Genomic DNA, 26,114 nt, shown 5'->3' with positions numbered 1-26,114 from the left:
AAATTAAACTGAAGCGTCAGTCCAGGCATACCATTCCTAGAGTGACGCTTTTTTTAATTATTCAGAATTGCCAAAGATTCCTTAACTAGGTCCTCAATTGATATATTGGGATTCCTGTCAGTAACAGCACGTACCGCACGGTCCGCAACTTTCTGATTATAACCGAGATTAACAAGTGCCGCGATCGCATCTCCCCGGACACTTGAAATCCCTATCGATGAGTCACCGGAGCTTCCTGCCAGGGATTCAACTTTGTCCCGCAATTCAACCATCATCCGCTCTGCGGTTTTTCTACCAATTCCGGGAACTGAAATTATTCGAGAAAGGTTTCCGGTTTTAAGTGCTTCTTTTAATTCGTCAATTTGAATACCCGATAAAATACTCTGAGCCGTTTTAGGACCGATTCCGCTTACACTAATTAACAGTTCAAACATCTCCTTTTCGGCAATAGAATAAAATCCATAAAGATCGAGTGCGTCCTCTTTTACACTTAAGTAAGTGTAGAGAGAAACTTCTTCCCTGTCTGCAATTTTTTCGAAAGTACTTATCGAGATATTTACGAAATAACCTACACCACCTACATCAATAATAATCTTTGTAGGTTTTTTCGAGATTATTTTTCCGCTGAGATAGCCAATCATAATTGTAGACCTTAATTATTACCCGATTAATTTTTCAGGATTCGATTCAACGAATTCTTTCCAGTTTCTGCTTTTCTTATTTGGAGCCGAAACCTTAAAAGCATGACAGACAGCAACGGCTAATGCATCGCTCTCATCAAATTTAACTTTCGCCTTACGTATAAAAAGCAGTTTTCTTATCATATACTGAACCTGTTCTTTAGAAGCAGCGCCGTTGCCCACAACAGCTTTCTTAATTTCTCTCGGCGAATATTCTCTTATTTCAAGATTATTATTAATTGCCGCAAGAAGAGAGACTCCTCGCGCATAACCTATCTTTAGAGCCGACTGAACATTCTTTCCGTAGAATGAGGTTTCCAGAGAAAATTCCTGAGGGATAAATTTCTTGATGAGTAAATCAAGCTCATTATAAATCAACTGAAGTCGGGGGGCAAATTCCTTTGTGGCAGGAATTTTAATTATTCCGGAAGCAACATGAGCAAGCTCGTTCCCTTGAAAATCAACAATACCATAACCTGTAAAAAGTGTTCCGGGGTCAACACCAAGTATTCTCATAATGGTCAGTCTATAAAATCCGCATTAGTAAATACATTTTGAACATCGTCGCATTCTTCAAGGGTGTCGATCAACTTCATCATTTTTTCAGCTGTATCGCCTGAAAGAGGGAGGTGATTTTTTGCAACCCACTGCAATGATGCGTTTTCGATATTGAATTTTTTATCAATCAGCATTTTTCTAACCGGCTCAAAAGACTCTAGCGAAGTAGTGATAACAAAAAATTCTTCCTCTGTTTGAAGATCCTCTGCGCCGGCTTCAAGAACAATCTCCATCATTTCATCTTCCGACCTACCTTCTCTTCCGACAGTAATAACGCCTTTATGTTCAAACATCCAGGCAACAGATCCGGTCTCACCCATATTTCCGTTTCCTTTGCTGAAGATGTGCCGTATCTCCGCAACAGTCCGGTTTTTATTGTCTGTAGCGACTTCAACAAGCAAAGCGGCGCCGCCCGGTCCGTAACCTTCATATGTAAGTTCGCTAATCTGGGATCCTTCAAGTTCGCCGGTAGCTTTTTTAATTGCGCGTTCTATATTATCTGCGGGCATATTAGCGGCTTTGGCATTATCAATAGCCAGACGGAGACGCGGATTTCCGTCCGGATCTCCTCCGCCCTGCCGGGCAGCGATTGTAATTTCTCTGATCAGCCGCGTAAAAATTTTTCCGCGCTTAGCATCGAGCGCTCCTTTTTTACGCCTTATGGTAGCCCACTTTGAATGTCCGGACATAAATTAACTCCCGGTTCTAATTTTCTATATTTCTTTTATCTGAAGATCCTTGAGTCGGATCTGAGGATACGATTTTCCATCCTTCGTGGTCGATTCAATGGTGTACACAATATCAACCAAATTTTTTTCTTTATCAATACGGCTCGCGAAACCGCCGAGATTGAATCCGATAGCATCAAAAACTTTATCATTACCATTCTGCTTGAAACAGGTGACAAGATGGTTAGTGCCAACAATTCTCGGAGGATAAATAAGAGATACATTCTCGCTGACGAATACAGGCCTTAGATTACCCGGTCCGAACGGAGCAAACTGATCCAGAATGCGTAAAAATTTTGGGGATATTTCTGAGAAGGCAAGCTTCGCATCAATCTGAATCTCCGGAAGAATATCGCTCTCCCTCATATTAGTTTTCAAAATGGAATTGAATCGTTTTCTGAACTCATCAATTTTCTCTATCTCTACCGCAAGTCCTGCGGCTGCTTCATGACCTCCGAATTGCAAAAGAAGATCCTCGCATCCCTGCAGTGCTTCATAAATATTAAAACCGGGTATACTCCTTGCAGATCCTTTAGCAACACCGTCGATCGTTGTCAGCATAACCGACGGTTTATGAAACTTTTCTACTAGTCGCGACGCAACAATTCCGATTACGCCCGGATGCCAGTCGTTATCATGAAGAACAATTCCCAGATCGGCGTCCAGATTCACGGAAGTTTCAACAATGTCGATTGCGTGTGAAAATGTTGCCTCATCGATAGTACGCCGTTTTGTATTTTCATCTTCGAGAACCTGCGCAAGTTCAACAGCCTTATTCGGATCGCCGGTTGTAAAAAGTTCTACCGCCCTGTTTGCGTCGCCCAGTCTTCCCACAGCATTTACTCTTGGTGCTATAGTAAATACTATTTGTCCCGCGGTTAGATTACCCGGTTCCATTCTTGCGCTTTTTATTAATGCGGCAATCCCGGGTCGCGGATTTGCGTTGATCAAATCGAGCCCTTCTTTTACAAGCACTCTGTTCTCATCAACAAGAGGTACAATATCTGCCGCACCTGCCAAAGCTACTAGGTCGAGGTACTTAAGAGCCATGTCCTTCTTGCCGATCCTGTCCCCTACCGCCGAAGCTAATTTAAATGCAACACCGGCACCCGAAAGATGTTTGAACGGGTAATTACATCCCGGTTTAATCGGATCAAGAATTGCATAAGCTTTCGGGAGTTCTTCTTTCGGCTGATGATGATCGCATACTATTACATCAATACCGAGTGAATTAGCGTGTTCGATTTCTTCAACCGCCGTTATTCCGCAATCAACAGAAATTATGAGATCCGTCTTTTGTTCTTTAATATAATCGATGCTCTGAATCGACATTCCATATCCTTCTGTAAGACGGTTCGGAATATATGTTTCAACATCAGCGCCGAGTTCTTTCAGGAAAAGATACATTAACGCGGCAGAACAGGTTCCGTCTACGTCATAGTCGCCGTAGATATAGATTTTTTCATTATTTGTTAGAGCATTAATAACGCGGATAGATGCTTCCTGCATTCCGTTCATTAGGAATGGATCGTGAATCGTTGTAAGCGACGGGCGGAAGAAATTCTTTGCTTCAAAGAAATTTGTGATATTCCTTTGTATCAGGATTGAAGCAAGAGCATGGGAAATATTTAAGCTGTCGGATAATGCAAGAATCGATTTCTCATCCGGAGCTTCTTTCAACTTCCATCGGGTTTTTGCCATATTTCAATTTATAGAAGAACACCGATGATGATTCAGCGTCTGTAAGCCGAATTCTGTTCCCCGGTATAACCGAGGCGGCAGTTATTTATCTAGCCACGGCATTGCTGCCGTAATCCAGCGGTCCACCCGAAGGCAAATCTGTTTTGCAACAGAATTTCAAGGCGAACAACCCTGCCCCGATTGAAAGATCATAAGACCCATCAGATCGGGGTACCTTCTGCTTGACCTTGCACCAGGTGGGGTTTGCCCTGCAACGATGTTACCATCGAAGCGGTGAGCTCTTACCTCGCCTTTTCACCCTTACCCCTCGCTATCAACTCGGGGCGGTATGTTCTCTGTGGCACTTTCCGTGACTCAAGACTTGCGTACTTGAGCCCCCGGGAGTTACCCGGCACCTCGTTCTGCGGAGTTCGGACTTTCCTTCCTCCCGTCTAAAACGGGAGGGCAACTGCCCAACGCGAATCATCAACTGTTCTTCTACTTACTCTTTTATTTAACATATTTTTTACCAACTGTCTCAAATATAATAAATTTTAGTTCTGACTGCATTACAAATAATTTGCCATACTCGAGCACCACGATGTATCTTTGACAAACAAAATTTAATCGATTGGGAGTTTTATATGGATTCCGGGCAAATAAGGACATTTCTGAATAAAATAGAGCTTTTTTTTGATTTGAACGACGACGAGAAAGAATTACTTACAAAAAACTTTGAGGTAAAGGATTACCTTATCAACTCGCATCTTTTCGTTGAGAATACACAGAGAAAAAATCTCTATATCATATTTGACGGCGAGGTTGAGTTATACAAGAAAACTCCATTCGGCGAGGAAAAACGGTTATCAATTTTTTCCAAGCATGATTTCCTGGGTGAAGGAGCCTTAATAGACGATTCCCCTCACTCAACTTCAGCGCGCGCTACGTTGAATACTACCGCCCTGGTTTTGCCGAGAGAAAAATTCAAGGAAGTACTTAAAATTGAACCGGACATTCCTATTAAGATTTTTTCAAGGATGGCTAAAGTAATATTCCGCAGAATGCAGTTTGCTAACTCACGGGTTATCAACCACGGCGCGCAGTATCAGTCAGGCCGATCCAGAACCGAACACGATCTTCTCGGTGACAGAGAAGTTCCTCAGGAAGTTTATTACGGCATTCAGACTCTGCGCGGGATGGAAAACTTTAATATAAGCGGAGTAACAATTTCATTTTATCCTCTCCTGATCGAAGCGCTTGCTGCTGTCAAGATGGCCGCTGCCAAGGCAAATTACGATCTGGGACTTTTATCGAAACCAATTACCGATTCTATTGTTCAGGCATGCCGTGAAATAATGAGCGGTAAGTATCACGGTTATTTCGTAATCGATATGGTCCAGGGCGGGGCGGGAACATCGACTAACATGAACGCTAACGAGGTAATTGCAAACCGCGCTCTCGAAATTTTAGGTTATGAAAAAGGGGATTACAAATATTGTCACCCCAACAATCATGTTAACCTGTCGCAATCTACAAACGACGCATATCCTACCGCAATAAAAATTGCAATCATAAACAGTAATAAAAAACTTGTTGAGGTACTGGGTAATTTAATCGAATCGTTTCATAAAAAAGCCAGGGAGTTTTCCGGTGTTATCAAAATGGGAAGAACCCAGCTTCAGGATGCTGTGCCAATGACACTCGGACAAGAATTTGAGGCCTATGCCGTTACGCTTGAAGAAGAGATATCGCGCCTTGAAGAGAATGCACGACTTTTCCTTGAAGTTAACATGGGCGCCACTGCGATAGGTACAGGGATTAATTCCGATCCGGATTACGGGAAAAAATGCGTTGAACATCTACGCGAATCAACAGGGTTAAATGTTGTACTCGCAAGAAATCTTGTAGAAGCGACTCAGGATACAGGCGCCTTCGTAATTTACTCCTCGGCGGTTAAACGTTTAGCGGTCAAACTTTCCAAAATCTGTAATGATCTGCGCTTGTTATCCTCCGGCCCCCGGACAGGGTTACACGAAATTAATCTTCCGCCGATGCAGCCGGGTTCCTCTATAATGCCCGGTAAAGTAAATCCCGTTATTCCCGAGGTGGTCAATCAAATAGCATTTAAAGTTATAGGGAACGACCTTACCGTTACACTCGCCGCAGAAGCAGGACAGCTTGAACTGAACGTTATGGAGCCTGTAATTGTCCAGAGTATTTTTGAATCGATTGAAATGCTTAAGAACGGAATGAATACCCTAAAGTATAAATGTATAGACGGAATTACGGCAAACGAAGATCATTGCCGTCAGCTCGTACAAAACAGTATCGGGCTCATAACCGCTCTGAATCCTTACCTGGGATATGAGATGTCAACAAAAATTGCCAAGGAGGCAATGGAGCAGAACCGCGGTGTTTATGAACTTGTTCTCGAGAAAAATCTTCTAAGCAAGGAGGAACTCGACCGGATTCTTTCTCCCGAGAATATGCTCAAACCTCAAAAGATGAAATAATTTTATTAATTACTCATCAGATTTGAAAAGAAGCGCATATTCTTAGAAGATGAATTGCTTATTATTATTTTGATTACGGCAGTAAGTGGTACGGAAAGAAACATGCCGATTATGCCCCAAATATAACCCCAAAGCATCAACGAAAAGAGTATTACAAGCGGATTTAAGCCGAGACGGTCGCCGAATATCTTCGGTTCTATAATGTTCCCTATTATATTCTGAATAAGAATAAGAGTTGCCATAACAAGCAGAGCATATCCAAAAGATTCATACTGAAGCAGCGTCATCAACGAAATAAGCATAACGGCTATTACAGAACCTATGTTGGGAATGAAATTTAACAGAATCGTAAGCACCGCCCATACGATAAAGAATTCAACACCGAACAACCATGTAACAATACCAACGATTATTCCGAGTACAAGACTTATCACGAATTTTGTAATTATATATTTCTGAACTTTCTCTGTAATATCTTTAAATGTTTTCTGGAGCTTCGATTCCCGCTGAATAGTCATAGTAGCAAAATCTTCATCGTTAGTAGAATTCTGTACTGTCTCTGATTCTTTGTTGTATAATTCTTTCTTTAATTTCTTAAGTGAGGATTTCACTCCCTTTTCAACATAGCGAACCCTGATTGCTTCAACAATTCTGTCGTGCCCGCTGCTTATAAATATGAAGAAAAAAAGTATAAGGAATATATAAGTAACAACATCAAGCGTTGAGGAAAAAACACCTCCGGCCAAACCTGTAAGGTCAGATGAGCCAATAAATTCGAATAAATTAAAATCACTAAGTGTTTTTTCGTCAATACCTATTGAACCGGCTGCCTGAACTATCAAATTGTTCAGTTTAACTTCGAACAGAGGAAGTTTTTTTCCGAACTCAATAAATGCATCGACTACAAGTTTGGAAGCAAACCAGATAAATCCAATAGATATAAGAATATTTATAAATATAGAAATGCCGTGCGGAATCCTGATTTTTAACAAAAGTTTGTTTAGAGGCTCGAAAAGAAAAAAGAGGAAATAGGCAATAACAAGAGGGAGAAAAATATGCTGAAGCTCTCTCAGGACAAATAGAATGATAATAATTCCGAGGACAGAAATAAAAAATTTAATTACTGGATCTGTTCCGGTCTTTTTCATATCAATATCCTCTTTGGTAATTTAAAATAATCAAAAAATGAGATTTTTCTATAGATTAAATTTCTTAAATTGAAGTCCGGATAAGTCAGCTAACACTATAGCGGGGTATGTGCTTGAAAAAAAATATTTTTTTAATACTGCTTCTTCTCTTTTCAATTTCCCTATTTATTTCTTCTGGTTGTGAAAGTCGTGAAAATTCCGATCTATTAAATGAACCTGTATCTTTTCAGCCGCCGGACTGGAGTTACAACGCATCAATATATGAAGTTAATCTTCGTCAATACACGAAAGAAGGGACATTCAAAGCATTTGCCGATCATCTTCCAAGATTAAAGGAAATGGGAATTGATATACTCTGGTTTATGCCGGTTCATCCGATTGGAGTTAAGAACAGGAAAGGAAGTCTCGGCAGTTATTACTCCGTACAAAACTTTAAAGAAGTGAATCCGGAATTCGGGTCGCTTCAGGATTTCAAATCTTTAGTCGATAATGCTCATCAGCTCGGCATGTATGTTATTTTGGATTGGGTGGCAAACCATACTTCCTGGGATAATGTTTGGGTTGAATCTAATCCGGAATTTTACACACGGGATAAACAAGGCAACCTGGTTTCCCCATTTGACTGGTCCGATGTAATAGATCTTAATTATGAAAATAAGGAACTCTGGAACAGCATGCGCGACGCAATGAAATTCTGGGTTGATGAATACGATATTGACGGCTTCAGGTGCGATGTGGCCGCGATGGTTCCTCTCGAATTCTGGAAGTGGCTTCGTCCCCAACTTGAAACTAATAAGCCGCTTTTTATGCTTGCAGAGGCTCATGAACCTGAACTTCACAATGCATTCGATATGACTTATAATTGGCAGCTGAAAGATCTATTTGTGGGAATTGCCGAGGGAAGGAAGAGTGGAGTCGATCTGCACCGGTATTTTTCAGAGGAAAAAACTACCTATCCTGCCGGTTCTTTCCGGATGACCTTCACTACAAACCACGATGAAAACTCCTGGCACGGGACAGATAATGAGAGATTCGGCGATTTTGCGAAGCAATTTGCGGTAATTTCCTGCCTGGTAAATGGCATGCCTCTTGTATACTCGGGAATGGAGGGGGGCTTGAACAAGAGACTTGCTTTCTTTGAAAAAGATCCGATCGATTGGAAAATAAGCGAGTACAGTTCAATTTATTCCAGACTCTTCGAATTAAAAAAAGAAAATAAAGCTCTCTGGAACGGAGCGAAGGGAGGTGAAATGCTGGCGGTCGATTCGAATGACCCTGACATTTTTGCGTTTGTTAGAAATAAGGATGAGAATAAAGTATTCGCGGTTTTCAATTTGTCCGGCGATAATAAGAATATACATATAACTAATGATCTAATTAAAGGTGAATATAATAATCTGTTTACCGGTGAAAGAACAATGATTGAACAGGAACTGAACTTATCAGTTGAACCGTATTCATATTTAGTTTTATACCGGTAATTTATCGAAATCGGAAAATTATTCTGAATGGGTCATCGAAGTAAAATCGGCAAAACATCAAAAGGATTATATTTTTTCATCCTTATAGCTGGAGTCCTGGTATCTGTTGCGGTTCTCTATATTATGCTTCTGGGATTCAGAATAAATTTTATTTTCAGCAACCTTATCGATTCGGCAACAAAGGTCAAGTTAAGCGTTGCTAGCGCGAAGTTCGAATTTTTTAACAGTTCAATCGACACAACCAACACCTCCCTAATTAACGCCTGGGAACATCTCAGTTTTGCAGAACTCTATGCCGGAAAGCTTCTTGAAGAGAAGGATCAGATGTCAATAATCGCTTTACCGATGTCCAACAAGGATATTCAGGTTAAAGTACAAAAGCTGCAGACCAATCTGCTTGAGTACAGAGGGGTTTCAAGTTCTCTCTTGAAAGGCAAAATAAAATCCGATCCGAAAGCTGAACTTCTTTTTAAAAATATAGTTGTAATTTCGGATGATATCGAGAATGATGTGCGCAATCTTCTCAATTCCGAAATTCAGATTTTCAGAATTTCGTTATTCGGGCTTATCGGTTTTTGTGTGCTGCTTCCGTTTGTAACGGTATTTATTCTTTATCGTTCCGAGAAACAGCGAAACACATTTATAAAACAGATTGAATCCGCAAGTATCACGCTCGAAAGAGGTCTTCATAAAAAAACCAGGGTTGAAGAGGAACTTCAGGAAACACAACGCCAGCTGACAACACTTATCCAGAATCTTCCCGGAATGGTTTACAGATGTAAATACAACACCGAATGGACAATGGAATTTGTTAGCGACAAATCCTATCAGATAACCGGATACAAACCTGCAGATCTAATTGACAACCGTTCAGTCTCATATAACGATTTGATTCATCCGCAGGACAGGACCAAAGTATGGGATCAGATTCAGAAAGCGGTGGAGCAGAGAAAGACATATCAGCTGGTCTACAGAATTACAACTGCCTCCGGCTACGAAAAATGGGTCTGGGAGGAAGGTGTCGGTATCTTTTCCGAAGAGGATGAACTTACAGCACTCGAAGGATTTATAACCGATATAACAGAACAGAAAATTGTTGAGGATCAGCTTCAACTACAGAGTAATGCACTGGAGGCTGCTGCAAACGGAATCGTAATTACTGATAAAAATACTAATCTCATTTGGGCTAACAGCGCTTTCTGGAATCTGACCGGTTATGCGCTCGGCGATTTTTCCGACGGACGCATTAATGTCTTCAAATCCGACCAGCACGATCTCTCCTATTACGAGCATATGTGGGATACAATTAAGAACGGGGACATCTGGCGCGGTGAAATGATAAATAAGAAGAAAGACGGTTCGGTTTATTTTGAGGAAATGACAATTACCCCGATACGTAATTCTGCACATGAAATAATTTATTACGTTGCAATCAAACAGGATATTACCGAACGCAAAAAGTCGGAAGAAGCCCTGCGGGAAAATGAGTTCAGGTTCAGAGGACTCTTCGAAAACGCTACGGTAGGAATTTACAGAACCTCCCTGGCCGGCAAGATTTTAATGGCCAATCCAACACTGCTTAGAATTCTAGGTTACGATTCTCTTGAGGAAATTTCTAAAATTGACGCCAGAGATTCATACGCCGACTCCAACACGAGATCTGTCTTTACAAAAGAACTGAACCTGAAAAACAAAGTTGTGGGATTTGAATCGAAATGGAAGAAGAAGGACGGGACAATTATTTATGTAAGAGAGAGCGCTCGCCTGGTAAAGGATGATGACGATAAACACCTTTACTATGAAGGAACCGTCGAGGATATAACCGATAAGAAGATAGCGGAAGAACAGCTTATAAGTGCAAAGGAACGCGCCGAACAATCGGACCGTCTCAAATCCGAATTTCTTGCCCAGATGTCGCACGAAATAAGAACACCCTTAAATGTTATTCTAAGCTTTACGAGCATGATGAAAGATGAGCTGCAGGAACAGGTTGATGAGGATCTGAAAAAAGGATTTGATGTTATAGACGAAGAAGGAAAGAGAATTATGCGTACGATTGAATTGATTATTAATATGTCCGAACTTCAAACCGGCTCATACAATTTCAGGGAAAAGGAATTCGATATTCATAAAGAAATAATAAGGAAGCACTACGAAGCTTATCTCCCGGTAGCAAAGCAGAAAAAAATTGCGTTTAATGTTGTCGCAAATACGGATAAGACGATGGTAACAGCCGACGAATACTCTACCAACCAGATATTCTACCACCTGATTGATAATGCAATAAAATATACTCAGACCGGCAAAGTTGAAATAAGCCTTGAGTTAGATCCCAGAAATAATCTCTACGTCGATGTATCCGATACGGGAATTGGAATTTCCGAGGAGTATATGGGAATGTTATTCACTCCGTTTACACGTGAGGAGAAAGGATATACAAGAAATTACGAAGGAAACGGTTTGGGACTCGCACTTGTAAAAAAATACTGCGAATTGAACCATGCGGAAATTAAAGTTACAAGTCGAAAGGGAAAAGGATCTGTATTTAGAGTTACCTTCCAGAAAAAATAATCGCTGAACCATGAAATTGAAAATTCTTCCTTTAACCGAAAGCAGATGGAATGATTTCGAAATTCTATTCGGACGGAAAGGCGCTTGCGGCGGATGTTGGTGTATGTGGTGGCGGATTAAGAGATCCGAATTCAATAATTCAAGAGGAAGCGGCAATAAAAGAAGGATGAAAAAAATTGTGAAGGCCGGATCCGTCCCCGGACTTCTTGTTTACTGCGACAGTAAAATTATAGGATGGTGCTCCGTAGCTCCGCGCGAGGAATTTCCTGTCCTGGCTAATTCAAGAATTCTAAAACCCGTAGATGAGCTAAAGGTCTGGTCGATCGTCTGTTTTTTTATCGATAAAAATTTCCGCGGTAAAGGAATTTTAACTGAGATCATTAAGAAAGTAATTGAATATGCGCGGAAGAAAAAAGTCGGAATTCTGGAAAGCTACCCGGTCGAACCAAAAAAAGGGAACATCCCTTCAGTATTCGCGTGGACGGGATTTGCATCGGCTTTCAAAAAAGCCGGATTTACAGAATGCGCCCGGAGATCTGAAACCCGGCCTATTATGAGATATTTTATTCACCAATAATGGATTAACAATGAAAACTAAAATCATTTATCCTATTCTGTTCTTCTTCGCCTCAACATTCATAATCGCACAGGATGATATTGAGAAATCGACTCTTCTTAAGAAAGGAGATCCGATGCCTGCCTTCTCTGCAGAAGCTTTATCGGGTGAATCCGTTTCCTCAGAGAAACTGACCGGAAAGGTTATTCTTATCAACTTCTGGGCTACATGGTGCGGACCGTGCCGCGCTGAGTTTCCCCTTCTTCAAAAGGATATTTACGATTCTATTAAGGATACGGACTTTCTTGTTATGGCAATTTCCCGCGGGGAGGTAACAGATACTGTTAAGAAATTTATCGAAAAAAATAAATATACATTCCCTGTTTATGTTGATAAGGAAGCCAAAGTATATAATCTTTTTGCGAATAAATACATACCCCGTAATTTTGTTATTGGTAAAGACGGAAAGATTAAATGGATTTCCACTGGATTTCAAAAAGAGGAATTTTATAAAATGGTAGAGTTGATTAAGGAAGAATTAAAAAAATAAATTTGTTCGGAGGATCTTCAACTGAAAAACAGGTTGAAGATCCGGATTTATTCTTTTTACTTCATTATTAAGTAATGGAATATTTCATCATTATTCACTGCAGCAATTCCTTTGTCGGTCATGTTCCTGCCTGCCTTTGCAGCAATAAAATTATAGATCCAGAAAACCCATTCCCGGAAATTGATTTCCTCTTTGTATTTCGACTGTAAATATTCTTTTACAAAAACCGGCCGCTGTTTATCGAGATAACCGACTAATGATTCGGATATGATTCCGGCCATCTCATAGAGCCTCAAATTATCCTGACTTGAAATGAATTGCAGTTTCAGCTGACTATTCCTGAGGATTCCATATTTATTCAATCCGGCCGTATAAGATGGATTTGCCGTGGATAGTTCCCCGTTATAAAACCTGACGAGGTCACCGAGCAGTTCTTTTTTGAAACCTAACGGATCCGCAGATTGACTCATGCCGAAATCTCTGATCAATTGATCCGCGCCCGCATCGAATAGATTATTTTCCTTACTCATCCTGCCAAAACTGCAAAAATAATATCCGTTCATTTCAATAGATCTGTTTACTGCCCATTTATCTATTCCTGTAGTATCGGAATTAATCTGCCGTAGTAATAAATAGTACCGGTCGGTTATTCTCTGTGTAGGTTCCGCCCGTATGAATCTCTCTTCAATATTTTTAATCTGCCATTTCGCCAGCATAACATTGTAGAGTATGAAGAAAGCTACCTCTTCAAAAGAAAGATTTGAAAACGAATCGATCCGGCCGAAAGATTTTTTAATTGACGGAAGTTGTTGAGCTATTAGAGAAATAACATCAGCACTCATCTTGGTTATAAATTTGTCAATGGCAATTTCGTCTTCGTATCCGGCCACCATGCATGCCGGTATAAAGGTTCCGTCATCTTTCCGCTTGATAAGCCCCTCAGCAAACAGGGAATTAATCAGCCGGTCAAATTCAGTTTTTCCGATGCTAAGATTTTCTAAAATTGATTCTTCATCAATTCTGTTGTGGAGGAAAATCAGAAGTTGGGCGGCTAGTTTATTTTCCACAAGTACTGTTGGAAGTTCCTTTTGAGGGTATACTTCAATTTCAGTTTCGCCTTTAAGCAGTTCTGAAAGATCCTTCTTCGAAGTACACGAGACAATTGCAATCAGAAACACTAAGGCAGCAGTAATCCTTTTCATTTTTATTCTTACCTGTTTTTTTTACCGATTAGAAGATGCGAGCCGAAACTTGTTTCTTTTTTTACAATGTCGGTTATTCCTGCATTGTTAAACCATTCGGTCATTTCCTGCTCCGTAAAAGTATCTCCGCATTCGGTTGCAACAAGCATATTAAGTGCGAAGAAAGCACCCGTTGCCGGTTCCGTTCTGTCTTCCGCCATTATAAAATCACGTATGATAATCTGTCCGCCCGGATTCAGTGCAGCGGCACATCTGGCAATCAGGTCCTTATTCTGATCGTAACTGTTAATATGAACTATGGCGGAAAGAAAAATCATGTCGTAATCATTTCCGAAATCATCGGTCAGATAATTCCCTTCTAGATACTGAACTCTATCCCCCGTATCAGATTCTGAGTCGTATTTTTTGGTTATCTTTATTACCTCCGGTAAATCGAAAATCACAGCAGACATTTGAGGATTAATAGAGAGGAATTGATATGAGAACGCGCCGGAGCCGCCTCCAATATCAAGCATCCTCTTAACGCCATAAAAATCGATCATCATAGAAATAATTTTTGCCTCGTGCTGCGCCCTGTAGTCCATTGCAGATATAAAATCCTCCCGCCAATTCTCTTTTTTAGATTCAATTCTTTTGTAAACGGACGTTCCCTGTCTAACCGATTCCGTAAGCGTACTCCATGAATCCCAGATATGATTAGTATGATGAAGATTTCCCATATAATCCGGCTTCCCCTTTACAAGGTACTTTTTAGATAATTCCGAATTATAAAATTTACCGTGGAGTTTTTTTAACAGTCCTATTGAGGCCAGCGCATTCATCAAACGGTCGGTCGCTCTCGGGTCCGATCCGATTTTTTTAGCAACTTCCGAAGAAGGCAAAAGATGAGTATCAATTATTGTAAATATTTCCAGTTCAACTGCCGTAAGGAGAGCCCTGCTTTGCTGAAATGAATTAGCAATAAGCCTGATGCTTTCCGGTGTAACCGAGTCATTATTCTTCATAGTTAATCCGTTAGTTTTCGCTACAACAAAAATAATATTTGAAATACGAGTATGCTCTTCGTAAACGGGGAAAAGAATTAAACAGTAATAGAGTTAGAGCTTTCCCTGCTTGTAGAGGAACTGCGTTTTTAAACGGAGCATCTGGCGTTCAATTATCAGATCCGCTATTCTTTCGGTAATTGTAGTCTTATCTCTGGAATGCAAAATTTCCTGTACTTTAGATTCGCTAACATCAATCCGGTAGAGACTGTTTAAAAAACGGTCATAATCCCGGGACATCAGAATCGTTATACGTTTAATAAGAAAATCTCTTATTACACTAAGGTCGGCAGTAACCGGAAGCGAGGATCCTTCAATTGAAAAATCTTTCGATAATTTTGCAATCAGTGCGGTGTATAGCTCTTTCTCTTCCATAAAAATTTCCGGGACGGGAATAATTCAATCCCCGTCCCGAAAATAAATCAATACTTATATTTAATCCACTTTACAACTTCTGACCATTTAGGTTTTTTACCTGTTCTCAGGACTCCAATCCTATAAATTTTGCCCGCTAATGGGAAGATTGTAATTAATGTTGCTACACTAATAAAGAGAGAGAGGAACAACTGAAAGACCGGTACATCTGCAATCGTCATTCTGGCCGGCATTACGATTATATTAGCAAAAGGTACAAAAGAGGATATTCTTGCAATCGCACTATTAGGATTCTCAATCATGGAGAAAGCAATAAAGAACGGAATAATTATTAGCAGCATTACGGGCCACAACCCAGATTGAGCATCTTGCGGATTATCGAAAATAGCCCCAACAGTAGCAAATAGTCCGAGGAATATAACCAATCCTAAAAAGAAGTTGATTAAGAAATAAACTATTTGAAAAGTTGTAAGACTTATTGAAACTTCCGGGGGAAGCATAAACCATGTAGTTGAAGCCACCATTATTACAGGTGTTAGCCAAATAGCCATTTGAAGCAGTCCGGTAACACCGGAACCAAGTATTTTACCTATCATCAGTTCTTTAGCGCTTACAGATGAAAGAATAACTTCAACAATTCTGCTCGATTTCTCTTCAATAACCGACTGCATAATCATCTGACCCATCATCAATAAACTGATGTAGAGTAAGAATGTAAAGAGATATGTTAATATTAAGCTTCCATAGCCGGCTTCTTCAAATCCTTCCTCCTTAGAAACTTTAAATCCGGTAACATCCAGGCCCTGTCGTGCAAAATTCAATTCCTCCATAGAAAGAGCTCGGTTACTAAAATAAGTATCAATTAAGACCTTGTTTATGGGTCTATTAAGTAATTCAGATAAACGTCGGTTTTGAGGCGTTTTTGAATAATATTCAATTTTCTTATCCTTAAGCGCGGATTCCGGTACATACAGAATTCCGGTTACTTTTTCATCCAGAACATCCTGCTTCTTGCTAGTTAGAAAGTTTCTAAAATCTTCCTGGCTCATTGTATTGAATTGTAAAATTACATTTCCTTCTTTTACCGCATCCGAAAGCAGTAATTCGTTCTGCAGTTTGTTTGTTAAGTCTAAAGATTCGGAAATAATTGTTATATTAAATTTTGTTGAATCTTCCTTCATTAAAAGAACCTGTATACCGATTAAACCGAACATAAAAAGTGGCAACAGGATTGTCATAAGTATAAAGCCTTTGGAGATGACTCTTTCTCTCACTTCTCTTTTAAAAACGGCGATAATTCTATTATTTAACATTTCGCACCTCCTTCGATTCAATACTTTCATGACCCGCGAGTTCAATAAAAATCTCCTGGAGAGAAATATCATTGGCATCAAACTTTTTAATTACAACACCTCTTTCAATAAGCAATTTGAGCAGAGTCTGAGCCTGGTCCGGTTCTTTTACTCTAACTCCGGTTGTATTACCAAAATTTTCTATCTTATCAATTATAGGGTGTCCTTTAAGGAATGAGATGTCCCCTTCATAATTTAAGCTCACGTTTCTCTGTGCATACCTGGATTTAATTTCGCTTAATTTTCCTTTAAGAATAATTTTTCCGTGATCGATCATAGCAAGGTGATCGCAAAGTTTTTCGGCGAATTCCATCAGGTGGGTTGAAAAAATTATTACTTTACCGCGTTCCTTCATTTCAAGAATAATATCTTTTAACAGATTTGTATTAACAGGATCAAGTCCGGAGAAAGGCTCATCGAGAATTATGAAATCCGGGTCGTGAAGAATTGTGGCTATAAACTGGAGTTTCTGCTGATTCCCTTTTGAAAGGTCTTCAACTTTAGAAAGCCGGCGGTCGTAGAGTTCAAACCTTTTTAAATACTCATTAGCTTTTTTATGAATATCTCTTCCGCTCTTCCCTTTGATCTCGGCAAAATAATTGAGAGTATCCATCACTTTCATTTTTTTATAAAGTCCGCGTTCTTCAGGAAGATATCCGACTTTGTTTTTAAACTCCTGACCAACTTTAACTCCTCTCAGGTTAACTTCTCCTTCGTCAGGTAAATAAATACCCATCATCATCCTGATAGTAGTAGTTTTTCCGGCTCCATTTCGTCCGATCAATCCGAATATCGATCCTTCCGGTACTTCAAATGATGCCCGGTCGACTGCGACAAGGGACCCGAACTGCTTAGTCAGGTTTTTTACTTCGAGTGCATGCATTTTTCCCTCTTTATACTAAAAAAAATGTTTATTTGTTAGTTCAGTTGTCATTAGAGCGAGAAGCTAAATCAGGATACTAAAAAATAGAACAAGAGTATGAACAAGGTCAAGTTTTAATTAAAAATTTAACATAAAAATAAAACAAGCCCCGTTCATACTCCCGAATATTTCATCACCAGATCTTGACTATTTTTCCGTCAGGAAGTCTCATCGGATCCCCCGGTTTAATATCGAAAGCTTCGAAGAATTCCGGAAGGTTTCTGAGCGGGCCATTTACACGAAATCTGCCCGGCGAATGAACGTCGGTCTTTAGCTGGAGTTTCAGATACTGATCTCGTGAGTTCTCGGCCCAAACCTGCGCCCAGCCGAGAAAGAATCTCTGCTGAGGTGTAAATTCGTCGATCTTTTCACCTGACTTATACTGATTAGTTTTCTTGAAGGCGTTATAGGCGATAGTAAGTCCGCCGAGATCTCCTATATTCTCTCCTAGCGTCAATTTACCATCAACCCTGAAAGTATCGATTGCAGCAAAACCGTTGAACTGCTCAACGAGAACATTAGCGCGGGCGATAAACCGCTCGCTGTCTTCTTTGGTCCACCAGTCTTTAAGATTTCCATTTGCATCATATTTCCTTCCCTGGTCGTCGAAACCATGCGTTATTTCATGACCGATAACAGCACCCATCGCGCCGTAATTAATTGCGTCGTCGGTATCCTTATCGAAGAAGGGCCATTGAAGAATAGCAGCGGGAAAAACAATTTCGTTTATAGTAGGATTATAATAAGCATTAACTGTTTGCGGACTCATACCCCATTGAGTTTTATCGACCGGTTTTCCGATCTTCTCAAGGTTATCTTTCGAAGCCCAGTAATTAGCCCGCATGATATTCCTGAAGTAAGTATCACGTTTAACTTCAAGCCCGGAATAATCCTTCCATTTGTCCGGATAGCCGATCTTAACTGTAAATGTGCTCAGCTTATGCAATGCTTTTTCTTTGGTTTCAGCACTCATCCATTCCAAATTTTTAATGCTTTCACCCATTGATGCAAGAATATTCGTTACTGTTGAGCGGGCACGCTCTTTAGCTTCTGGAGGGAAATAATCTTTAACATATATTTCACCTACAAGTTCACCCATAGCTCCGTTAACCGACTGAAGAATTCTCTTCCATCTCGGTTGAATGACTTTGGCACCCGTTAGAAATGTACCGAAGAAGTTGAATTTTTCATTTACGAAATCCGAGCTGAGGGAATAAGCTGCGCCATTTATATAATGCCATCTCAGGTATGTCTTCCATTGATCGAGCGGGATCTCTCTGATCATCGAAGCAACTTCTTCAAGGAATCCGGGTTGCGAAATAACAATAACCGGCGGATTGGAAATTTCCATTCCCGAAAAGTAGAGTTCCCAGTCAAATCCCGGTGTAATGTTTTTTAATTGATCCATTCCCATTTTATTATATGTTTTTTCAGGATCTCTATTTTGAAGCCTGGTATTGGAAGCTTTTGCAAGCCGTGTTTCAATTTCAAGAACAGTTGCAGCATTTTTTAAAGATAATGCCGAATCATCACCAAGTAAACCGAACATATTGGCAACATGCTGAAGGTATTTTTCGCGTATCTCCTTCGAACGCGCATCGTCTTTAGTATAGTATTCAACATCAGGAAGAGCCAGTCCCCCCTGATAAATTCTTGAAACCATAAAGTCGCTCTTCTTGGCATCGGTTCCCACAAAGAAATTGATTGGAACCCGAATACCGTAAAGCGCCTGCTGACCGAAAAGTTTTACCAGGTCTTTAGAATTTTTTAGCCGTTCAATTTTAGCCAGCTCGGGTAAAAGCGGTTTAATTCCGAGCTTTTCTATTTGTAGAGAATCCATTCCGGTTGAATAAAAATCGCCAACCTTCTGTTCTGCAGAACCGGATTTCCAGTCCTGACTAGCCGCAGCTTTTTCAACAATAGATTTTACGTTCAGGTTTGTTCTCTCGGCAAGCTGTTCGAACGCTCCCCACCGGCTGTAGGCATCCGGTATCGGATTGTTCTTTCTCCAGCCCCCAATTGCGTACTGATAAAAATCAACTGCGGGATTAATACTCTTATCAAGATTACCCGGATCGAATCCTTTTCCTTTCTGACTCTGAGCGGTTAATGTGAAGCTAAAAAGAAATAAAAAAATAAAAGACATAAAACGAATTATTGGGGATTGATACTGCATGATATGAACCTCGCGATTAGTGGAAAATATAGCACTAATTGGACGATTTTAAGGTCAATGTGGTTAGGAATACTTTAGGATAAATTAAATTATTTTATAAATCGGTGGCTACCGGTATGAGAAAATAGGCTTCTGTGTCGGAAATTTATTTATTAAGAAAATATTCTAATTCCGCAGATTTTTCTTCCAGAATTTTAACTGGCGGAGTATTTCAGAGGGTGAAGTACTTCCGGCCGATTTTTTATTCTTGATACTTTTCTCTGCTTTTAAGAGCGGAAAGAGATCTTTTTCAAATGCTTCAGAAATTTTTTTATAATCACGCAAAGTTATTTCATTTAATTTTTTTGATCTTGACAAAGCAAGAACCACAACTTTACCAACGAGCCGGTGCGCTTCTCTGAACGGAATTTTTTTTCTCACCAGATAGTCTACCAGTTCAGTAGAAAGCAGAATATCTCCGTCGAGTTCATTTACAAAACGGTTTCGTTCAAAATCAGTATGTTTTAATAAGTCCGCTGTTATTTCCAGGCATTGCTTTGTAGTTTCAACAGCTTCAATAATGTGGAATTTATCCTCCTGCATATCGCGATTGTAAGCAAGCGGAAGCGATTTCATCACTGTAAGTATACCGACGAGCGCGCCGTAAACTCTTCCTGTTTTTCCTCTTACAAGTTCTGCGATGTCTGGATTTTTTTTCTGTGGCATAAGACTGCTGCCTGTAGCAAATGAGTCGTCAAAATGAGCGAAAGAGAATTCCCGTGAGCTCCATAACACAAGCTCTTCAGACAAACGGCTCAGGTTCATCATTATAATCGAGCAGGCACTGATAGTTTCTATTATTAAATCTCTGCTGCTCACCGCGTCGAGCGAATTAAGAACAATTCCGTTCATACCCAGAACATTTGCGGTGAAAAAGCGGTCAATGGGTAAAGTCGAACCTGATAGGGCGGCTGCACCCAGCGGGGATTTATCAGAGCGTTTGAAGCAATCCTGCAGTCTTTCAACATCTCGTTCAAGCATTGAAATATATGCCAGCAGATGATGAGCAAACAGCACCGGTTGAGCACGCTGCATATGAGTATAACCCGGAATTATTGTTTCCTTATGCTCCTCTGCTTTTCTAAGCAATTGTTTTTGAAGATTTTTTGACAGGCGTATAAGAACCTTTATTTCCTTTTTAAGATAGAGCCGTTCATCGAGTGCGACCTGATCATTCCGGCTTCTTGCTGTGTGAAGTTTCTTTCCTGTTTCACCGATTCTATTTGTCAATTCCTCTTCGATAAATGAATGAATATCCTCCTTATGCCAATCGTATTTCAATTTGCCGGCTGCAATTTCTTTTTTGATTCTCTCAAGTGCGGACGTAATCTTTTTACCTTCTGCAGATGAAATGATTTTCTGCTTCACCAGCATTTTTGCATGAGCAACGCTACCGTCGATATCCTCGTTAAAGAGTTTCCCGTCTATTTCAATTGACGATGAAAAACGAAGAGCTCTTTCATCAAGATTTTTCTTGAATCGGCTGTTCCATGTCGGCATTTAAATCTCCGGTTATCTTTAAAAAGTAACGATCAAAGTGTAATACTGCGCGATTAAACTTTTAACCGCGTTTTATTTCCCGGTCATTTTACGACCAATTATATTCAGGCAACCGCACTTTTACTTTCGTCTTTAACCTTCTGTGTTACCCGGTTATATGTTTTTAAAGGCAATCCGTAGATTTTAATAAACCCTTCGGAAGCCTTATGGTCAAATTGGTCTTCTGCAGTGTAAGTTGCAAGAGCCGGATCGTACAGTGAGTACGGTGATGTTCTTCCCATTACTCTCAATGTTCCCTTATAGAGTTTTACTTTAACCAGTCCGGTAACCCGTTCCTGAGTTTTATCAACAAACGCTGAGAGGGCTTCGCGTAAAGGCGAGAACCAGAGACCGTTATAAATTAGGTTAGAGAATTCATGCGCAACTATTGATTTGTAATGCATAACCGATTTTTCGAGCGTAAGTCTTTCAAGCTCCCTGTGCGCAAAATGAAGTATTGATGCGGCCGGGGCTTCATAAATCTCTCTCGATTTAATTCCGACAAGTCTATTCTCAACAAGATCAATCCTGCCAATCCCATTCTTTGCGCCAACAGCATTCAAAAATTTTACGAGAGAAATCGATTCCATGGATTGACCGTTCACCGCAACAGGAATTCCTTCAACAAACTCGACGGCAATATCATCGCCGCTGTCATAAGCATTTTCGGGTGAAGTTGTTGACTGGAATGCATCTTCCGGCGGCGCAACCATCGGGTCTTCCAGTACACCGCATTCAATACTGGTCCCCCACAAATTTTCATCAATCGAATAGGGATTTTCTTTTGTGGCGGCTACCGGGATATCATGTTTCATTGCATACTCAATTTCCGCTTCACGGGATTTAAATTCCCATTCACGCAGGGGTGCAACAATTTTAAGATCCGGTGCTAGTGCGCCGACAGAGACTTCAAACCTAACCTGATCATTTCCTTTACCGGTGCACCCGTGCGAAACCATATTAGCACCTTCTTTTAACGCTACATCAACCAATGCTTTAGCAAGAAGCGGTCTTCCAATTGAAGTAGCCATCGGGTAAGCATCCTCGTACATAGCTCCGGCTTTAAGGGAAGGATAAACATAATCCTCCAAAAATTCTTTGCGTAAATCTTCAATGTATACTTTTGATGCGCCGGATTTTAATGCTTTCTCTTTTAATCCTGTCAGTTCCTTTGTCTGACCGAGGTCACCTGTAAATGTTATGATTTCAGCATCATAATTGCTTTTCAGCCAGTGAACCATAACGGATGTATCCAATCCGCCCGAGTATGCTACAACAATTTTGTTCTTGCTCATTTTAAGTTATTCCTAATGTTGTTTTTAATTCTTCAATTATTGGCTTAATTTTTTTTACCGATCGCGGAATTATGAGTATTGTATCATCTCCGGCAATAGTACCAAGGAGGTAATTGATCTTCTGGCTGTCAATAAAAACCGCAACTCCCTGCGCTCTTCCGGTGAATGTTCTTATTACAATCAGCTGCTCGTTGTTATCGATAGATATCACCTCTTCAGCAATCCGGTTTTTTATTGCTGTCTGAGTGCCGGAATCTCCGACACGGTAAACAGTTCCATCCGGGGTAGGAATTCTTACAATTCCAAGTTCGTTCAAATCTCTTGATAATGTTGCCTGAGTAACTCTTATCCCATTTTGTTTTAAAAGTTTTACAAGCTGCGTCTGATTATAAACTTCCTGATTAGTGATGATCGATTTAATAAGAGAATGACGTTTGTTAATATCTTCTAATTTTCTGCTCATATCTTTTCCCGTTTATTGTTTATTCGAACCTAATCACAAGGAGACTTCATTTCAAGTAAAACCATCTCTATTCGCTTACAATCTCGGTACCGACTCCTTCTTCAGTAAATATTTCGAGAAGGAGGGCATGTTCAATTCTGCCGTCAATAATATGGACTTTACTCACACCTTCGTTCAGAGCGTTGAGTGCCGATTCAACCTTTGGAATCATTCCGCCGTTTATTTTCCCGCCGCCGATATAATCCACTATTTGTTTTTCAGTTAGATGAGAAACGAGTTCATTGTTGATTTTTACACCTTCGGTATCACTCAGGTAGACAAGTTTGGCCGCATCAATAGCACCGGCAATTGATCCGGCTGCTATATCGGCATTTACATTATAAACCGAACCATTTACATCTACGCCCATCGGGGCAATAACTGGTAAATACCCGTCCTTCAGTAAATTTTTTATAAGCGCTTCATTCACATCAATCACTTCGCCGACAAGCCCCAAATCATCTTTCTCAAATTTTTTCACCTTTATCAAATCCCCATCAATACCGCTGACTCCTACTGCTCTACCGCCGTGAATATTTATTCTTCTTACTATATCTTTATTAATCGAACCGGCGAGAACCATCCGGACTACTTCTAGTGTCTCGTCATCTGTAAATCTTTGTCCATTTACAAATTTTGTCTGAATGTTGAGTTTGTTAGACAACGAAGTTATCTCTTTTCCTCCTCCGTGAATGACGACAATATTAATTCCGATCTTTCTAAGCAGCGTAACATCTTTAGCTATCATAGATTTCAACTTTTCATCTTCCATAACGGCGCCGCCGTATTTAACAACGAAAGTCTTCCCCTCAAATTGCTGAATGTAGGGAAGCGCTTCGATCAGAACATCTTCCTTTTTAAATGTTGCGGTAGTCACGATCTGTAGCTCCCGTTGATTTTAACATAGTCTTCGGAGAAATCGCACGTCCAGCAATTAGCAGATCCGCTTCCGGCATTAAGCCTGACCTTAAGCCGCACATTCTTCACTTTTAATGTCTGATTTGCAACTGCATTGGGAAGCGAGACAATATAGTTAGGCTGTAAAATCTGAGTATCGTTTATGAAGATTTCGAATTTTGCAGGATCGAATTCAATACCCGAATAACCGACGGCGGCAATAATTCTTCCCCAGTTAGCATCCTCACCGTGAATAGCGGTTTTTACAAGCGGTGATAATGCTATTGTTTTAGCTGCTTTTACAGCATCCTGTTCCGACTCTGCGCCTTCCACAATCACTTCGATCAATTTAGTTGCCCCTTCGCCGTCGCGAATTATATCTATTGCCAGTTTTTTAAGAATCTGAAACAGTTCTGATTCGAAAGCCTCATATGAATTGCTCTCACGGGTTATCGAAACACCAGAGGCACCGTTCGCAAGCATTAATACCATGTCGTTTGTGCTTGTATCTCCATCGACTACAATCCGGTTGAAGGTTTTATCTACTGAGTTTTTAAGCATAGTTTGCAAAAGATCTTTTTCGATTGCAGCATCGGTAGTAATGAAACCAAGCATTGTTGCCATGTTGGGATGAATCATTCCCGATCCTTTTGCAATTCCGCTAATTGTAACTTCTTTGCCCGCAATATCAAATGTTGAAGATTCCGCTTTATAGAATGTATCGGTTGTCATTATTGCTTCGGCAGCATCTTTATCGTCGCCATCAGCCAGAGAATTTTTAATAGCAGTAATTCCATTTAATATTTTTTCCATCGGCAGCAATTCACCGATTACACCGGTAGATGCAACAAGAACTTCATTCTTTTCTATCCCAAGAATCTCTGCGGTCTGTTCAGTCATCAGCTCGGCATCAATATATCCGCGTTCGCCCGTGCAAGCATTAGCGTTGCCGCTGTTGACTATTATCGCGCAGATATTTTCGCTTTCATTCAAATGTTTTTTACTGAGGAGTACCGGTGCTGCCTGAACTTTGTTAAGCGTAAATACCCCGGCTGCTGTCGCCGGATAATTCGAGACAATTAATGCCAGGTCCTTTCTCGATTTTTTTATTCCGCAATGAATCCCTGCGGATTTATAGCCTGATGGTAATTTTGTTTTCATGCCGATTGTGCTTTTAAGTATTTCTTCTTTGAACATTTCAGAATTCCTTCGGTTTGATCTATTCCAAACATTATATTCATATTTTGAACCGCCTGCCCGGCAGCTCCTTTAATTAAGTTATCGATTGTAGAGATGACTGTAATTATTCCATCATTTATGGAGAATCCGATATCACAATAATTTGTACCGGTTACATTCTTTATTTCCGGTATTCCTGGATGTACGATTCTTATAAAGGGCGACTCTGAATAATATTTTTCATAAATGTTTTTGCATAATATTTCATTAATAGTATTATTTACTTTGGCTTGTATTGTTGTATAGATTCCTCTTGTAATAGGAAGAAGATGAGGAACAAACGAGAAGTATGGACTGGACCCACTAAACATTGATAAATATCTTTTTATTTCCGGTATATGCTGGTGATTACCGACTTTGTAAGCTCTAACACTTTCATTTACCTCTGAGAAGATCATATTTTCCGAAAGTGATTTACCTGCACCGGATGTTCCGCTATACGATACTATACTTATAAAATCACTTGTAAGTAAGTTCTTTTTTAGCAAAGGAATAAGAGGAAGCAGAACGCTTGTTGGGTAGCAGCCGGGATTGGCAACAATTGCTGCCTTACTAATTTCCTGTTCATTCCATTCACTTAGCCCGTATACCGCAATATTTACAAGGTCTTGAGCGGAATGTTCGTTTTTGTAATACTTTTTGTAATCATTCAAGTTGGTTAATCTGAAATCGCCGCCAAGATCAATTACCTTTACACCGTTTTCATAAGCACTTTTTACATAAGGAATTGCCTGGCCCGAAGGAAGGGCAATAAAAAGCAGGTCCAGATCAGCAATTAGCTTTTCGTCGAATGTCACTATTTCATCTTCAATCAGTCCTTTTAGAGAAGGATGCATGTTATCTATTCTGCTACCCGCCGAGTTATAACCGAAGAGATGCGTAATTTCAGCTTCGGAGTGATTGAGCAGTATTTTTATCAGCTCTAATCCCGAATAACCCGCAGCACCGACTATACCTGCTTTTATCATTTGCACAATCTTAATTATTAGGGGCATAATTATACATAATTGTGCATATTTATGCAAATAATTAATTATAACGGTTTCGGCAATAAAAAAACCCGGCGGA

Annotated in this window: 22 protein-coding genes and 1 other RNA gene; 5 read left to right on the top strand and 18 right to left on the bottom strand. The window is 40.1% G+C overall.

Annotated elements, in window-relative coordinates:
• Positions 1 to 53: 53 nt before the first annotated feature.
• The 5 genes from ruvA to rnpB all read right to left on the bottom strand — a co-directional run bounded on the left by ruvA (position 54) and on the right by rnpB (position 4,132).
• Positions 54 to 641: a Holliday junction branch migration protein RuvA gene (ruvA, locus tag PLZ15_06380; GenBank protein ID HOI29373.1), complete on the bottom strand. Its 588-nt coding sequence runs from the start codon at positions 639 to 641 to the stop codon at positions 54 to 56.
• 18 nt (positions 642 to 659) lie between these two features.
• On the bottom strand, positions 660 to 1,196 hold the full coding sequence (gene ruvC / locus PLZ15_06375; GenBank protein HOI29372.1) for a crossover junction endodeoxyribonuclease RuvC: 537 nt from the start codon (positions 1,194 to 1,196) through the stop codon (positions 660 to 662).
• Positions 1,197 to 1,201: 5 nt separating this feature from the next.
• Positions 1,202 to 1,927, bottom strand: coding sequence for a YebC/PmpR family DNA-binding transcriptional regulator (locus tag PLZ15_06370; GenBank protein ID HOI29371.1), 726 nt, complete (start codon positions 1,925 to 1,927; stop codon positions 1,202 to 1,204).
• A 24-nt stretch (positions 1,928 to 1,951) separates the two neighbouring features.
• A complete protein-coding gene (recJ, locus tag PLZ15_06365) occupies positions 1,952 to 3,667 on the bottom strand; it encodes a single-stranded-DNA-specific exonuclease RecJ (protein ID HOI29370.1) in 1,716 nt (571 codons plus the stop codon).
• A 24-nt stretch (positions 3,668 to 3,691) separates the two neighbouring features.
• Positions 3,692 to 4,132, bottom strand: an RNA gene (gene rnpB, locus PLZ15_06360) — RNase P RNA component class A.
• Positions 4,133 to 4,290: 158 nt separating this feature from the next.
• On the opposite strand from rnpB, the gene aspA reads away from it, so the two are divergent.
• The gene (aspA, locus tag PLZ15_06355) at positions 4,291 to 6,159 is read left to right on the top strand and encodes an aspartate ammonia-lyase (protein ID HOI29369.1); all 1,869 of its coding nucleotides are present in this window, start codon (positions 4,291 to 4,293) and stop codon (positions 6,157 to 6,159) included.
• A 5-nt stretch (positions 6,160 to 6,164) separates the two neighbouring features.
• Here aspA and PLZ15_06350 read toward each other — a convergent pair whose 3' ends face one another.
• Complete coding sequence (locus PLZ15_06350) at positions 6,165 to 7,307, bottom strand: AI-2E family transporter (protein HOI29368.1); 1,143 nt, start codon at positions 7,305 to 7,307, stop codon at positions 6,165 to 6,167.
• 113 nt (positions 7,308 to 7,420) lie between these two features.
• Here PLZ15_06350 and PLZ15_06345 point away from each other — a divergent pair, with 113 nt between their 5' ends.
• Genes PLZ15_06345 through PLZ15_06330 form a run of 4 tightly spaced genes read left to right on the top strand, consistent with a single transcriptional unit; the run spans position 7,421 to position 12,465 of the window.
• The gene (locus tag PLZ15_06345) at positions 7,421 to 8,788 is read left to right on the top strand and encodes an alpha-amylase family glycosyl hydrolase (protein HOI29367.1); all 1,368 of its coding nucleotides are present in this window, start codon (positions 7,421 to 7,423) and stop codon (positions 8,786 to 8,788) included.
• 27 nt (positions 8,789 to 8,815) lie between these two features.
• Entirely contained in the window at positions 8,816 to 11,359 is a 2,544-nt protein-coding gene (locus PLZ15_06340) for a PAS domain-containing sensor histidine kinase (GenBank protein ID HOI29366.1), read from the top strand.
• Between the two features lie 10 nt (positions 11,360 to 11,369).
• Positions 11,370 to 11,936: a GNAT family N-acetyltransferase gene (locus tag PLZ15_06335; protein ID HOI29365.1), complete on the top strand. Its 567-nt coding sequence runs from the start codon at positions 11,370 to 11,372 to the stop codon at positions 11,934 to 11,936.
• A gap of 10 nt (positions 11,937 to 11,946) precedes the next feature.
• Positions 11,947 to 12,465 carry a TlpA disulfide reductase family protein gene (locus PLZ15_06330; protein ID HOI29364.1) on the top strand — a complete coding sequence of 173 codons (519 nt, stop codon included), beginning with the start codon at positions 11,947 to 11,949 and terminating at the stop codon, positions 12,463 to 12,465.
• Between the two features lie 56 nt (positions 12,466 to 12,521).
• Here the strand turns inward: PLZ15_06330 and PLZ15_06325 are convergent, their stop codons facing one another.
• The 12 genes from PLZ15_06325 to argC form a co-directional block, all read right to left on the bottom strand.
• Positions 12,522 to 13,667 (bottom strand): hypothetical protein, encoded by a 1,146-nt coding sequence (locus PLZ15_06325; protein ID HOI29363.1) that lies wholly within the window; start codon positions 13,665 to 13,667, stop codon positions 12,522 to 12,524.
• A gap of 8 nt (positions 13,668 to 13,675) precedes the next feature.
• Complete coding sequence (locus tag PLZ15_06320) at positions 13,676 to 14,671, bottom strand: methyltransferase (GenBank protein ID HOI29362.1); 996 nt, start codon at positions 14,669 to 14,671, stop codon at positions 13,676 to 13,678.
• A gap of 93 nt (positions 14,672 to 14,764) precedes the next feature.
• A complete protein-coding gene (locus PLZ15_06315) occupies positions 14,765 to 15,085 on the bottom strand; it encodes a hypothetical protein (protein HOI29361.1) in 321 nt (106 codons plus the stop codon).
• Positions 15,086 to 15,132: 47 nt separating this feature from the next.
• Positions 15,133 to 16,398, bottom strand: a complete 1,266-nt coding sequence (locus PLZ15_06310; GenBank protein HOI29360.1) for an ABC transporter permease — start codon at positions 16,396 to 16,398, stop codon at positions 15,133 to 15,135.
• A complete protein-coding gene (locus tag PLZ15_06305; GenBank protein HOI29359.1) occupies positions 16,388 to 17,320 on the bottom strand; it encodes an ATP-binding cassette domain-containing protein in 933 nt (310 codons plus the stop codon). Before PLZ15_06305 ends, PLZ15_06310 begins: the two co-directional genes overlap by 11 nt.
• A gap of 172 nt (positions 17,321 to 17,492) precedes the next feature.
• Positions 17,493 to 19,535: a M13 family metallopeptidase gene (locus PLZ15_06300; protein HOI29358.1), complete on the bottom strand. Its 2,043-nt coding sequence runs from the start codon at positions 19,533 to 19,535 to the stop codon at positions 17,493 to 17,495.
• Between the two features lie 165 nt (positions 19,536 to 19,700).
• Positions 19,701 to 21,074: an argininosuccinate lyase gene (gene argH, locus PLZ15_06295; GenBank protein HOI29357.1), complete on the bottom strand. Its 1,374-nt coding sequence runs from the start codon at positions 21,072 to 21,074 to the stop codon at positions 19,701 to 19,703.
• A gap of 104 nt (positions 21,075 to 21,178) precedes the next feature.
• On the bottom strand, positions 21,179 to 22,408 hold the full coding sequence (locus tag PLZ15_06290) for an argininosuccinate synthase (GenBank protein HOI29356.1): 1,230 nt from the start codon (positions 22,406 to 22,408) through the stop codon (positions 21,179 to 21,181).
• Position 22,409: 1 nt separating this feature from the next.
• Positions 22,410 to 22,871, bottom strand: coding sequence for an arginine repressor (argR, locus tag PLZ15_06285; GenBank protein ID HOI29355.1), 462 nt, complete (start codon positions 22,869 to 22,871; stop codon positions 22,410 to 22,412).
• 67 nt (positions 22,872 to 22,938) lie between these two features.
• Entirely contained in the window at positions 22,939 to 23,787 is an 849-nt protein-coding gene (gene argB / locus PLZ15_06280; protein ID HOI29354.1) for an acetylglutamate kinase, read from the bottom strand.
• On the bottom strand, positions 23,784 to 25,004 hold the full coding sequence (gene argJ / locus PLZ15_06275; GenBank protein HOI29353.1) for a bifunctional glutamate N-acetyltransferase/amino-acid acetyltransferase ArgJ: 1,221 nt from the start codon (positions 25,002 to 25,004) through the stop codon (positions 23,784 to 23,786). Before argJ ends, argB begins: the two co-directional genes overlap by 4 nt.
• Positions 24,965 to 26,014, bottom strand: coding sequence for an N-acetyl-gamma-glutamyl-phosphate reductase (gene argC / locus PLZ15_06270; GenBank protein ID HOI29352.1), 1,050 nt, complete (start codon positions 26,012 to 26,014; stop codon positions 24,965 to 24,967). Before argC ends, argJ begins: the two co-directional genes overlap by 40 nt.
• Positions 26,015 to 26,114 lie beyond the last annotated feature (100 nt).

The sequence above is a fragment of the Melioribacteraceae bacterium genome (assembly GCA_035362835.1).
Taxonomy (GTDB): domain Bacteria; phylum Bacteroidota; class Ignavibacteria; order Ignavibacteriales; family Melioribacteraceae; genus DSXH01.
Note: the sequence above shows the minus strand (reverse complement) of the source record. Positions and strands in the feature narration are given on the sequence as shown.

Coding starts and splice junctions, on each gene's coding strand:
- ruvA (HOI29373.1), bottom strand. CDS start 641: ATGATTGGCTATCTCAGCGGAAAAATAATCTCGAAAAAACCTACAAAG.
- ruvC (HOI29372.1), bottom strand. CDS start 1,196: ATGAGAATACTTGGTGTTGACCCCGGAACACTTTTTACAGGTTATGGT.
- PLZ15_06370 (HOI29371.1), bottom strand. CDS start 1,927: ATGTCCGGACATTCAAAGTGGGCTACCATAAGGCGTAAAAAAGGAGCG.
- recJ (HOI29370.1), bottom strand. CDS start 3,667: ATGGCAAAAACCCGATGGAAGTTGAAAGAAGCTCCGGATGAGAAATCG.
- aspA (HOI29369.1), top strand. CDS start 4,291: ATGGATTCCGGGCAAATAAGGACATTTCTGAATAAAATAGAGCTTTTT.
- PLZ15_06350 (HOI29368.1), bottom strand. CDS start 7,307: ATGAAAAAGACCGGAACAGATCCAGTAATTAAATTTTTTATTTCTGTC.
- PLZ15_06340 (HOI29366.1), top strand. CDS start 8,816: ATGGGTCATCGAAGTAAAATCGGCAAAACATCAAAAGGATTATATTTT.
- PLZ15_06335 (HOI29365.1), top strand. CDS start 11,370: ATGAAATTGAAAATTCTTCCTTTAACCGAAAGCAGATGGAATGATTTC.
- PLZ15_06330 (HOI29364.1), top strand. CDS start 11,947: ATGAAAACTAAAATCATTTATCCTATTCTGTTCTTCTTCGCCTCAACA.
- PLZ15_06325 (HOI29363.1), bottom strand. CDS start 13,667: ATGAAAAGGATTACTGCTGCCTTAGTGTTTCTGATTGCAATTGTCTCG.
- PLZ15_06320 (HOI29362.1), bottom strand. CDS start 14,671: ATGAAGAATAATGACTCGGTTACACCGGAAAGCATCAGGCTTATTGCT.
- PLZ15_06315 (HOI29361.1), bottom strand. CDS start 15,085: ATGGAAGAGAAAGAGCTATACACCGCACTGATTGCAAAATTATCGAAA.
- PLZ15_06310 (HOI29360.1), bottom strand. CDS start 16,398: ATGTTAAATAATAGAATTATCGCCGTTTTTAAAAGAGAAGTGAGAGAA.
- PLZ15_06305 (HOI29359.1), bottom strand. CDS start 17,320: ATGCATGCACTCGAAGTAAAAAACCTGACTAAGCAGTTCGGGTCCCTT.
- PLZ15_06300 (HOI29358.1), bottom strand. CDS start 19,535: ATGCAGTATCAATCCCCAATAATTCGTTTTATGTCTTTTATTTTTTTA.
- argH (HOI29357.1), bottom strand. CDS start 21,074: ATGCCGACATGGAACAGCCGATTCAAGAAAAATCTTGATGAAAGAGCT.
- PLZ15_06290 (HOI29356.1), bottom strand. CDS start 22,408: ATGAGCAAGAACAAAATTGTTGTAGCATACTCGGGCGGATTGGATACA.
- argR (HOI29355.1), bottom strand. CDS start 22,871: ATGAGCAGAAAATTAGAAGATATTAACAAACGTCATTCTCTTATTAAA.
- argJ (HOI29353.1), bottom strand. CDS start 25,004: ATGTTCAAAGAAGAAATACTTAAAAGCACAATCGGCATGAAAACAAAA.
- argC (HOI29352.1), bottom strand. CDS start 26,014: ATGATAAAAGCAGGTATAGTCGGTGCTGCGGGTTATTCGGGATTAGAG.